The organism is Spiroplasma sp. hyd1, assembly GCF_016082235.1.
GTDB classification, from domain to species: Bacteria; Bacillota_I; Bacilli_A; order Mycoplasmatales; family Mycoplasmataceae; genus Spiroplasma; species Spiroplasma poulsonii.
Genome location: NZ_JXYY01000010.1, coordinates 20,592 through 32,331 on the forward strand (window position 1 = coordinate 20,592; position 11,740 = coordinate 32,331).

The 11,740-nt window shown below is 31.3% G+C and carries 14 protein-coding genes; 1 reads left to right on the top strand and 13 read right to left on the bottom strand.

Features of this window, described 5'->3' with window-relative positions; all coding sequences use genetic code 4:
* Positions 1-213: 213 nt before the first annotated feature.
* The 11 genes from TS70_RS02100 to TS70_RS02140 all read right to left on the bottom strand — a co-directional run bounded on the left by TS70_RS02100 (position 214) and on the right by TS70_RS02140 (position 6,745).
* Positions 214-618: a hypothetical protein gene (locus TS70_RS02100; RefSeq protein WP_040093253.1), complete on the bottom strand. Its 405-nt coding sequence runs from the start codon at positions 616-618 to the stop codon at positions 214-216.
* A gap of 15 nt (positions 619-633) precedes the next feature.
* Positions 634-768 (bottom strand): hypothetical protein, encoded by a 135-nt coding sequence (locus TS70_RS08070; protein ID WP_255516847.1) that lies wholly within the window; start codon positions 766-768, stop codon positions 634-636.
* Positions 769-816: 48 nt separating this feature from the next.
* On the bottom strand, positions 817-960 hold the full coding sequence (locus TS70_RS07190; RefSeq protein ID WP_232332326.1) for a hypothetical protein: 144 nt from the start codon (positions 958-960) through the stop codon (positions 817-819).
* 7 nt (positions 961-967) lie between these two features.
* On the bottom strand, positions 968-1,384 hold the full coding sequence (locus tag TS70_RS07195; RefSeq protein WP_227991423.1) for a hypothetical protein: 417 nt from the start codon (positions 1,382-1,384) through the stop codon (positions 968-970).
* Complete coding sequence (sepF, locus tag TS70_RS02110; protein ID WP_040093252.1) at positions 1,377-1,802, bottom strand: cell division protein SepF; 426 nt, start codon at positions 1,800-1,802, stop codon at positions 1,377-1,379. The genes TS70_RS07195 and sepF overlap by 8 nt, the downstream gene beginning before the upstream one ends.
* Positions 1,803-1,804: 2 nt before the next feature.
* Entirely contained in the window at positions 1,805-3,034 is a 1,230-nt protein-coding gene (gene ftsZ / locus TS70_RS02115; RefSeq protein WP_198049269.1) for a cell division protein FtsZ, read from the bottom strand.
* A 41-nt stretch (positions 3,035-3,075) separates the two neighbouring features.
* Positions 3,076-4,419: a cell division protein FtsA gene (locus tag TS70_RS02120; protein ID WP_198049270.1), complete on the bottom strand. Its 1,344-nt coding sequence runs from the start codon at positions 4,417-4,419 to the stop codon at positions 3,076-3,078.
* 37 nt (positions 4,420-4,456) lie between these two features.
* Positions 4,457-5,398 (bottom strand): 16S rRNA (cytosine(1402)-N(4))-methyltransferase RsmH, encoded by a 942-nt coding sequence (gene rsmH, locus TS70_RS02125; RefSeq protein WP_198049271.1) that lies wholly within the window; start codon positions 5,396-5,398, stop codon positions 4,457-4,459.
* Positions 5,399-5,401: 3 nt separating this feature from the next.
* The gene (gene mraZ, locus TS70_RS08375) at positions 5,402-5,833 is read right to left on the bottom strand and encodes a division/cell wall cluster transcriptional repressor MraZ (protein ID WP_198049272.1); all 432 of its coding nucleotides are present in this window, start codon (positions 5,831-5,833) and stop codon (positions 5,402-5,404) included.
* Positions 5,834-6,050: 217 nt separating this feature from the next.
* Positions 6,051-6,227 carry a 50S ribosomal protein L32 gene (gene rpmF, locus TS70_RS02135; RefSeq protein WP_040093245.1) on the bottom strand — a complete coding sequence of 59 codons (177 nt, stop codon included), beginning with the start codon at positions 6,225-6,227 and terminating at the stop codon, positions 6,051-6,053.
* On the bottom strand, positions 6,227-6,745 hold the full coding sequence (locus tag TS70_RS02140; protein WP_040093244.1) for a YceD family protein: 519 nt from the start codon (positions 6,743-6,745) through the stop codon (positions 6,227-6,229). The genes rpmF and TS70_RS02140 overlap by 1 nt, the downstream gene beginning before the upstream one ends.
* 142 nt (positions 6,746-6,887) lie before the next feature.
* On the opposite strand from TS70_RS02140, the gene TS70_RS08380 reads away from it, so the two are divergent.
* Positions 6,888-7,730, top strand: a complete 843-nt coding sequence (locus TS70_RS08380) for a MurR/RpiR family transcriptional regulator (RefSeq protein WP_198049273.1) — start codon at positions 6,888-6,890, stop codon at positions 7,728-7,730.
* A 19-nt stretch (positions 7,731-7,749) separates the two neighbouring features.
* On the opposite strand, the gene pheT is transcribed toward TS70_RS08380, so the two are convergent.
* Together pheT and pheS are read right to left on the bottom strand one after the other, a co-directional pair.
* Positions 7,750-10,146 (bottom strand): phenylalanine--tRNA ligase subunit beta, encoded by a 2,397-nt coding sequence (gene pheT / locus TS70_RS02150; protein WP_198049274.1) that lies wholly within the window; start codon positions 10,144-10,146, stop codon positions 7,750-7,752.
* A 10-nt stretch (positions 10,147-10,156) separates the two neighbouring features.
* On the bottom strand, positions 10,157-11,194 hold the full coding sequence (pheS, locus tag TS70_RS02155) for a phenylalanine--tRNA ligase subunit alpha (protein WP_198049275.1): 1,038 nt from the start codon (positions 11,192-11,194) through the stop codon (positions 10,157-10,159).
* Positions 11,195-11,740: the final 546 nt, after the last annotated feature.

Here is an 11,740-nt window from a genome sequence, read left to right on the forward strand (position 1 = left end):
AAAGTAAGACTATAAGAGCGCTAATAACACGCGGTACCATCTTACTTTATAAATATCTTGGCAATATTTACCTTTTTTTACAATGTTTGTTTAGTTGTAAAAACAAGGGATAATTATTTGGGTTTTATAATTAGCTCTCATCATCCTAACCTTGCTGCGATAAAAGGGCCAAATAATTGTGGTTTGTTTTCTTATAAATAAATCTTACACTATTTATCTAATTTTGTTAATAATTTCTTTCTTAATCATTTCCGTAATCCGTTCCCCATCATTAATTGAAAAAGCATAAATTCGTTTATTACGTTCTAAGAACTCATCAATTACTTTTAAGACATTTTGCGGATTATGACGGTGATCATCAATTGCTTCTAATAATACGGCAATTTCATCTTTAAACGCATATGAAAAATCAACCGCTTTCATAATAATGCGCCCAGCGTTATGACTAGCAACTTCAAAGGCTTCCCGCGATTTCTCAATGTTATAGCGCGAAATATGCTCTAAATGTTGTAATTCTTGCAACCGTTGGACTAATTGGCGATTATCATATGTTAACTTTTCAATAATTTTATTTTGTTCACGAATAACTGTTCGTAAGTCTCTATCTTGTTCTGCCATAACTTCCCCTACCTTTTATGCAAATTTTGCAATTGTAATTCGATAATGTTGATTTTTGCTCGGAATAATTTCATTAATTTTAAAACGACCATACCGCCTTATTGATATTATAATATCACAAGCAACTTGAAAAGTCTTATTATTTACCACCGAAAAATTAACATAAACATTATCTGCTTCAACATAAGCTTGCCCTTTTTAGCGGGACAAATTACAAATCGCACTAACAATTGCATCTAACCGTAAACTTTTAACTGTTTTAGTAAAAATCGTAAACTGGTGGTCAAGGACAACGGGTGATGGTACTTCGTGTCATGTTAGAACATGCTTTTGAATTACCATTGGTGTATTAGTAAACACTGGTCCAATTTTTGCTAAAACACTTAAAGATATCATGGTCGCAGTAACATATAAATCACCAATTACACGCAAATCTAACTGTAACTGGTTTAAAATGAACCCCAGCGCAAGATGATGTTGTAAAAATAGTGGGAGTTGGTTGCGGGGTTGTCAGAATAATCGTATTATCCTGGGTACTATTAAAAGTAACCGTCTTCCGAAAGCCATTCACAAATGGTTCGTGAATGCTATAATCGGTAATTTTTTCTTGGCGAAGGATTGCCGTTAAAATTGCTAATTGGCGTAAGTCAAGAAAACCGGTTGCAACAATTTTTCCTTGGCGTGCTTGAGCACACCAACCCTTAATTTTATTAATTAAATCATAATCTTGCTGGCAATGTTGTAATAATTGAGTTTTATTAAGCATCTTTTCTAATCATAAATTGATAAGTCTTATGTTCTAACTTTTGAACATCCCCATCAAACGCATACATTACCCCGGCCATAAAATCTAACAACCGAATTCGCTCTTCTTTTGATAACTTTTCCAAATGAACAACTAACTGTCCTTTGCTTAATAATAAATCAGCCATTTTCGGAGCATCATTATAACTATCCGCAACAAAACCAGTGCTTATCGTTGAACTAGTTTCATCACTAGTTGCAACGTTCGGCACTGGTTCTGACGCATCAAAAGTAACCTTTTGAAAAGGAACGGTTGGTGCTTGTGGGGTGTTATCTTCTTTGCGATCGGTTTGGACAATTGGTTCAACAGCAGTGTCATTAAAATCAATTCGTGGTTGAGAATCGTAAATACTTTTAGGTTTTTTCTTAAAAATGCTCATTATTATCAACTACGACGAACAAATGGTGGTAAATCATCATCATCATCAGCTGATCGATTATTCTCATTGACATGTTCTTTTCACGCATTGATTCGACGGCTGGCATTTGCTGTTTCGCGGCCAGCATTTTCTTGTAAATTATTAAAATAACTTGGGCGCTTACGGACAACATCTTGGTCTTCTGGATCCTCATCAGCATTTTCAGGTGGCGCTGTTTTTGATGAAGGTTCTTCATATTCTTCCACTGAAGCACGATAATTATTATCGGGGTTTAAAAAATTTTTATCTTCATCAAACCCTGTGGCAATAACTGTCACAATCATTTCATCATCTAGATGTTCATTAACAGCAGTTCCAAAGATAATATTAACTTCACCACCAATTGCCTGTTTAACAATGTCAACAGCATCATTAGCGTCATTTAAGGTTAATGTGTTTCCACCAGTAACATTAATAATGGCATCTTTTGCCCCCCGAATTGATGCTTCTAATAATGGTGAAATAATCGCCTTATTAGCCGCTTCAATTGCTTTGTCTTTTCCAGAACCAATTCCAATTCCAAACAAAGCATTACCTTTACTTTTCATTACCGTTTTAATATCAGCAAAGTCTAAGTTAATTAATGATGGTACCGCAATTAAATCGGTAATTGTTTGTACTCCCTGACGTAAAATGTTATCCGCCTCTTTGAAGGAATCCTTTAATGGCACGCCCCCAATAACTTCTAATAAGCGGTCATTTGAAATAATAATTAATGAATCAACATGTTTACGTAATTCATCGGTTCCTTGAATCGCATAACTGTTCCGAGCACGTCCTTCAAAAGAAAATGGAGTCGTAATAATTCCAACTGTTAATGCACCTTGTTCTTTTGCAATTTTTGCAATAATTGGGGCAGCCCCAGTTCCAGTTCCGCCACCCATTCCAGCAGCAACAAAAACCATATCAGCGCCTTTTAACGCTTCTTTAATTTCTTCTGCTGATTCAATTGCTGCTTGACGGCCAACATCAGGATTAGCACCTGCTCCAAGCCCTTTTGATGTTTCTTTCCCTAATACAATTTTATTTTTTGATTTTGAAACACTAATAATTTGGGCATCAGTATTTGCAACAATAAATTCAACCCCTTGGACACCAGCTTCAATCATTCTATTAACAGCATTATTACCAGCTCCACCAATGCCAATGACCTTTATTGACGCAACTTGTTCATAATTATCAAAATTGTCCATAACCTTAACTCCTCCATTTTTTTATATATATATTGTACTATTTATTTGATATTTTGGTAATATTTTTGATGATATTGTTGTGAACTATTAAAATGTTGTTGATTAAGATTCACGACCCCTTGTGGTGTTCCACCAGAACCACCTGGTTGACCATTCTCATTCGGTGGTAACATTCGCTGTTTTTTATCAAGATTATTATTTAGATAACGAATATAGCGATGATCAACTGATTGAACATTTGTTGCGCTAACTTTGTTTGCTAAATGTTGATAGTAGATATTCCCTAAGAGACCAGTCGTTCATGGTTCTTTTGCCCCTAATGTTGGCGCCGTATAAACTGAAATATTACGATCTTTATTTAAAGACAATAAGGTTTCTTTAAACCCACTAATTCGTAAAATTTCACCAATAACAACAATTGGATAATGATAGCGCCCTAAGCTATGTGCCAATTTTTCATTTAATGTTTCCATTTCTTCACTTAAAACATGGTTAACAATTCGTTTTAAATCATAATGGGTCAAATTTAATTGTTTTTGTTGTTGATGATCATATTTACTATAAATAATTAAATTATCTTTACTATTATTATTTAAATTAATAATTTTATATAAATACTTTAGTGCTTGCTTATTATCACAGTTTAAGATATGACGTAACCGATTAATAATTTTTTTAACTCCACCCGGAATAATAATTTGGTTAGATAAAGTTTCACGAACAAAGACGTAAGCTTTAATACTGTCATGATCTCAATCAATAATTGTAATCCCATTCTGCAAATCAACTGGTGATGCAAGATTTCACGCAAGACTAAACCCTTCTGGAAGGATACCCATAATTTCTATTTTGGCATATTTTAAAGTAGCAAAAATACTTTGAATAATTTGTTTTTTTGTTACATAAACAATTGCCTTAATACTTACTTTATGCGCCGCCTGCCCGATTGGTGGCGCTGATAATGCTTTTTGTTCATTAAGAATGTAACGATATGGTCTAATAAAGAATGCTGTTTCATCATCTAATAATGGTACTTCTTTTGCTAACGTAATTAATGAATCAATATCATTCTTAGTAACCAAACGGTCATGCGTTAAATTTAGCATTTTGGTTGAAGTTTTAATTGTCATATTATTAGCCGGAACTGTAATTGCCACCCGTTTAATTTCAAGTCCCAATTGGCGATTAGCATCTTTAATTAAATTCGCTAATTCTTTTGCAACATTTTTTTCATCAATAATGACTCCATTATCACAAAAACGATATTCAAGATGTCTTTTATAGAGTACTTTAATTTGTGATTCACTATAAACACCAACCATAAAACTAAAACTATAATTTTTAATTTCTAACACAGCATAAACTTCTTTTAATTTATAGTCCATTTCGCTCACCTCCCTTTAATATTTTTTAAGTTGAATATTATTTCACCCGTTCTAATATTCGTAACTTTGCACTAGTACTACGCGGATTAAGTGTTTGTTCATCCAACGCTGGGACAATTGCTTTTTTGGTAATAATCCGGTAATTACTTTCAAAATGCGATACCGTTGGTAATTGTTGATTAATTTCATAGTTTGGATCTTGTGTTAACGTTTGAAAATACTTTTTAACAATGCGATCTTCTAACGAATGAAACGAAATAACAACTAACCGTCCTTTAACAGCTAGCATTTTTGTTGCTTGTTCTAACGATGTTTGTAAAACCGCTAATTCTTGATTTACTTCAATCCGTAGTGCTTGAAAAATGCGTTTTGCGGGATGCTTTGCTTTCTTAAGAACTTTTTGCGGTAAACTTTTTTTAATAATTGTTACTAATTCGAATGTTGTTGCAATTGGTTGTTCAGCACGAGCAATCCCAATATTTTTGGCAATAACTTTTGCAAATGGTTCTTCCCCATACTCTTGAAAAACCTTTGCTAAAGCAGCAATAGAATAAGTGTTGATAACTGTTTTAGCTGTTAATATTTGTTGCTGATTCATCCGCATATCTAACACGCTATCATAGCGATAACTAAAGCCCCGTTTGTCATCATCTAATTGGGGGGATGAAACGCCAAGGTCATATAAAATGCCATTAACCGTTTTAATTTGGCGTAATTGTAACTCAGCCGCTAAATTAACAAAGTTATTTTTAATAATTTCATAGTTATCATAATTACTTTGTTGTAAAACATGCTGAGAAGCAACAATTGCTTCTTCATCTTGTTCAAAACAATATAACTTTCCAGTGGCTAAATGTTTTAAAATTTCAAGACTATGACCAGCTCGTCCTAAGGTACAATCAACATAAATCCCATTGGGAATGATGTTCAACCCCCTCATTGCTTCTTGCAATAAAACACTTTGATGTTTAAATTCCATCGCTTAAATTTTTTCCTCAAAGTTTTTCGCCGCTTCTTCCATTCCTGGTGCTTGGTCAATATAACTTTCTCAAACTTGCGAATCTCATAATTCAAGGTGATCGTTATTTCCAATAATCACAACATCTTTAGTAATACTTACTTTATTTTGTAAAATGGACGAGATTTTAATTCGTCCAGCATTATCGAAAGTAGTTTCATCCGACATTGACATGATTTTCCGTGTTAATGCCCGCCCTTCGGGTGTGGCTTGACCTGTTGAAGCAACTTTTTCCGTTCACTTCAGTCATTCTGCTTCATTACGAACATCAATACAACCATCAAAACCAAGAGATATAAAGACTTTTTCATCTTTAAATTGCTCTCGCATTTTAGAAGGAATTGTTAATCTTCCTTTATCATCTAAAGTATGGTTGTAAGTTCCTAATAATGCCATTTTATCCCATTCTCCCCCACTTTCCTACATATTATATGATACTATTTCCCACTTTGCAACACTTTTAGTAATTTTTTTACAAAAAACAGTAATTTTTAACAATTAAAACTTTCCGGTTTTTAACCAAGATTAATTGATGCTCCCACTTTTCCCCCTGGTTTAACCAAAACAAAAAAAAGAATCTTTAACAAGATTCTCAGGTTAATGAAATATTAGATTAATCAACTCTAACAACTTCTTTATTCTTATAATATCCACATTCACGACAAACTCTGTGTGGCTTAATTGTTGCCCCACAATTTTTACATGCTATTAAAGTTGCCCCAACTAATTTAAAATGGGTACGGCGTTTTCTTTTTGCCTGTTTGGATGTTTTGCGAAATGGTACTGCCATTATTTCCCCTCCTTTGTTGTTTTAACCAATTTCTCGTGTAATTGTTCTCATCGTGAATCCACTTGAGTGGCCTGATATGCTGCAAATTCATCTTCTAAAAAAACTTGCCAAGTTGAATCACCACTAATTATTTTATCACTATTTTTTGATAAATTAATAGGAATATTCATAATTATTTCATCTCACGCATATTTTATTATATCAAAGTTTTGTTCATTTAAATAATTAATATCACTTTTTTTAAAAAATTTAAAACTATATTCATCGTTTCATTTTAAATTAATTGGGACCTTAAAATGTTCTAAAGTTCGGGCGTCTTCAACAACGATTTCGCCTTGAATTGTTGCAACAACATTAACTGCATTCAAACTTGCATGATAAGTAAGAACCCCGGTAATAACAACATTATTTAGCGCTTTAATATTTGGTGAATAAGCTAATAATTCATCAGTAATAATTAGAGCTGTTTCAATGGTAATTATTGGTTGTTTGATCAAATCTGCTTCTGTATAAATCATTATTTTCCCCCATTTACTATTAATTTTAACAGATTTTTCCCTACAATTAATTTGATGAATAAAATTTTTTTGGAAAATTATTGTTATAATATAATTATACATTTATGTTTAAAGCGCAAATGTGTAAAAATGAGGAACCGCCATGAAAATAATAACATATGACAAAGAAAACCAATTAACTGAATTACAAATTCAATTAATTGAAAAGTTAAATAATGACATTCAGAGTGTTCTAGAATTAACTATCAATGAATTAGCTGACAGTCTTTTTATTAATACATCAACATTAAGTCGATTAATTAAAAAATTAGGTTTTGAAAATTATAGTAAATTCAAAGTCTGAGTTGCTGGAAAATATAATAATATTAAAGAATTTGATATCCAAGAAGATGACACAACCTTACATAATGTTATTGATAATATTTATAAGTTACATACCTATGCTTTGGATGAAACTTATCGCAATTTAAAAATAAACCAGTTAGAACAAATTATTGATACGATTCATAATAGTAACCGTATTGTTATTTGAGGAATTAGTCGTCATTCCTTAATTTGTGATAACTTAAATCTCCACTTAAATATTTTAAAATATAATTCAACTTATTTATCAAACTATTATGCAACAATTCAAATCATTGAAACACTTGGTTCAGGAGATCTCCTAATCTTAGTTTCTAAAAGTTTACAAGATGCTGAATATCATTTTCTAATTGAAATTGCAACAAAACGTAATGTTCAAATTATTTTATTAACAATTAACAAAGAATATAAAGGTCCCTCTAATGTTCAAAAATTAACTTTAGAAAATACAGAAATTTTAAATTTCTATGTTGATAATCCTCGTTATGTTTCACGTTTAATGTTAATTAATATAATATTTGGGATGCTAATTGCCAAATACCATCCAACTCATAATGAAGAATATCAAGATTATTACTTGGCAATTGATGAATGACATGAATATGTTAAAAAAATGAAATAGAGCAATCTGTTTCATTTTTTTAACGAATTTGTAATTTTAACGTTGCTAAATTAGCTTTAATTTTATCAAATTGTTGATTAACATCTGCTTCTGTTAATTGTTTTATCATATTATTAAAAGTAAAACTAATTGTTAAAGCACGATGATTTGGCATTGTTTTTTCATCAAAATATTGGTCAATCACTTCCATTGTAACAACATCTTTTACTTCTGTTAAAATTGTTGCTTTAATATCTTGATAGTTTAATTCGTTTGGAACTCAAATTGAAATATCACGACTACTTGGGGTAAACTTATAAAGATCAGCAAAGAAAGTTCTTTTTTTTGTCAAATAATTAAAAATTACTTCAAAATTAATTTCACCAAAATAAACTGGTGATTTTAAATCATGTTCTTTACTATAAACGAGATGAACCACACCAACCACCGCTAATAATTGTTTCTCTAATCAAACTTCACTTGTTTGATATGGATGATAAACATTATTTGCTGGTGCTGGTTGATAAGTTAACATATTTAAATCAATTTGTTCACTTTCAAGATAAGCTTCTAGTAAACTTTTCATATAATAATATGAATTTGTTAATTGCTCGCCAGTTGCTTTATTTTGGACAATTTCTGTTTGACTAACAAATGCCCCATGATAATAATTTTCCCCATCATTGGCATAAATTTTTTCAACCGTAAATAATTTTATATTTTTATTATTGTGGGCATTGTTATAAGCAATACTTTCTAATAAACTATTTGTTAAACTTAAACGCATTACTTCGTGTTCTTGGGATAATGGTGATAATAAATGGTATGGTTTTTGATAACCAAAAAAGTTAAAATTTTCAATTTCCTTTGTACTAACTAAAGCATAAGTTTTTGCTTGATAAAAACCATTATTTAACAAAAATGTTTCAAAATTCTTCATTGTTTTTTCATGGGGGCGTTTTGCTTTTGCTATGTTAGGAAGAATTGGTGGCTGTGGTGTAATTTGATCATAACCAAACAAACGCGCAATTTCTTCAATTAAATCTGCTTTTTGAAAAATATCAGTTCTTGTTACGGGCGGAGTTACTAATAGTTTTTCCCCTGTTTCTTGTAAGCGAAACGCTAATGGTTCTAATAAAGTTTTAATATCTCCTAACTGAAAATTATGGCCAATTAACTCGTTAATTTCAGTTAAGCTAATACTAATTGGTTCAACTGCTTTTTTATATTCTTTAATAAAATTTAAAGCAGATAATTCTTCTAAAAAACCATTAATTTTTAACAAGTATAAATAACGTGATAGTCCTAACCCAACTGTAGCATAACTAAGTGGTTTAATATAACGTTGTAAATTAATATTACTAATCCCAACTTTTTGTTGTTGTTGACGCATAACGATATGATTTAAATGTAATGCTAAAACAGTAATTTCAACAGTCTTGGCACTAACAGCATACGTTGGATTTACCCGCACCCCAATTAATTCAACAAATTCATCACCATCAACAACAACTAAATCACCTTTTTTAATTGCAAAAGTGTCATTTTCATAATTATCAGTAATTTCTAAAGTTCCTTTAATTTTATTAAAATCATAAATTAATAATGGTTGTCCTGTTTCTAACGTTGTTTTAATTACTAAATCTCCCAATGGATCAGTAACATCTGATTTATATTCATTAATTTTTAATCATACTCGTTCCGCCAGTTTTAATGGTGTTTGTTCTGCTGTCAACTTGACATTAACACTAATGGCTGATTCTACAGCAGTTGAATCTAACGTCACTTTTAATGGATTTTGATATTCTTTTAAATTCTCTGTTGATTCAAGTTCTAACGGATATAATTCACGATTAAAATAACGAGCCAATTCACGGGCCAATTCATAAGCACTTAAACAATCACTTCGATTTAAGGTTAAATCAATTTCAAATAAATAATCTGTTAAACCAATTTTTACTAAAACATCATCAGCTCCAATCATGTCATAAGAAACTTCTTTTTCATTAAAACTTAAAATAATTTCATCTTTTTCTTGGTCTGTTAAATACTTCTCAGAAATACCTAATTCACTTAACGAACACAACATTCCTTCCGAAGCGTATCCTTTAATTTGGCGTGGTTCAATTTTCATCCCATTTGCTAAAGCAGCTCCTGGTTTTGCAACAACAGCATAACCATTTTCAGTTGGATTTTTAGCCCCGCAAACAATTGGATCAACTAATTCTTGTGCTGTATCAACTAAGCAAAATTTTAAATGCGTGTCAGGAATTTCATTTACAACTTGAATGCGACCACAAACAACGTTACTATTACGATCAAAATTATGAGTGCGTTCAACCTCAAACCCTAAACTATTTAATGCCGCAGCAATTTCATCATTAGTAATATCTTCAAAATCAATATATTTATTTAATCATTTTCTTGTAATAATCATCATGGACCTCCTAATCAAATTTCTTAAACTGTTCTAAAAAGCGAACATCATTTGTATAAAACCGACGAATATCATCAATCCCATATTTAATCATTGCAATTCGTTCAATCCCAATCCCAAAGGCAAACCCAGTTAAATCTGGGTCTTGACCGCAAGCTTGATAAACCAACGGATTAATCATTCCAGCCCCCATAATTTCAATTCATCCTGTTTGTTTGCAAATTGAGCAACCTTGACCATGGCAATTAACACAAGTAACATCCACTTCAACCGAAGGTTCGGTAAAAGGGAAGAAACTTGGTCGTAAACGAATCTTAGTATTTTCACCGAACATTCTTTGACAAAAGTATTGAATTGTTCATTTTAAATTAGCAAAACTAGTGTGCGGAGCAATTAAAAAACCATCCACTTGCATAAATTGGTGCGAATGTGTTGCATCATCATCATCACGTCGATAAGTATTCCCTGTTGAAATCATTGCGACAATTTCATCTTTTCTTTTCATTTGCGAAATTGCACGTGCTGTCATATTTGTACAATGTGTTCGTAATAAAGTATTCTTCGTAATATAAAAGGTATCTTGCATATCACGTGCTGGATGACCAATTGGTAAATTTAAACGTTGAAAGTTATATTCATCATCTTCAACTTCGGTTCCAAAAACAATATCATAACCTAACTCTTGAAATAATTGTGAAATTTCATCAATAACTTGGTTTAACGGATGTTTTGTTGCTAATGTTAAATTATATCCGGGTAATGACAAATCAATTTTTTCTTGTTCAAACATTGCCATCGCCATTACATTTTCTAATTCGCTTTTCTTTGCTTGACATAATTCTGTTAATGTTGTTTTAATAACATTTGCTCGTTTGCCAACCGTTAAACGCTCTTCATGACTAATATCTTTCATTTTCTTTAAAAGTTCATTTAAAATTGATTTTTTCCCGAGATATTCTAATTGTAACGCCGCTAATTCAGCCGTCGTTGTTGCGGCGTTAATTTTTTCAGTTGCTGTGGTGAATAATAATTCTAATTCTTTTTCCATGGTTTTTTCCTTTCTTTTGAATGATTATTAAGTAATAAAAAACCTTGCTTATATCAAAATATAAACAAGGAGTAATTACTTACGGTACCATCCTTTTTTTACTAATAAATTAGCCTTAATTACAGGTAACGAATTATTATCAAAATAATAATCCGGCTGGGATTAGCAGCTCTCCTTAGGTGAATTCCTAACCACCTAAGCAGTTATTTCCACCACCCATAACTTCTCTGTGCCTTAAGTTAGAAAATACTACTCCTAATTCAACGATTTAATCTGAAATTTTATAATTACATTATAACCTATTTTATTCTGTTAGTTCATTTAGTTTCCGTTTTTTTACCAAATACATTGATAATAGTCATAATAAAACTAAAATTACACTAATAATAACCCCAACTTAAACTGGTGTTTGTCAATTTAATGGTAAATTAATAACAAACTTAAACTGATGGAGAATAATATCAATTGCAAAGTACCACACTAGTAATGAAATAACATATGCTAATAAAAACATTAGACTTCTTGCGATACCCTTTTTTATTAAAA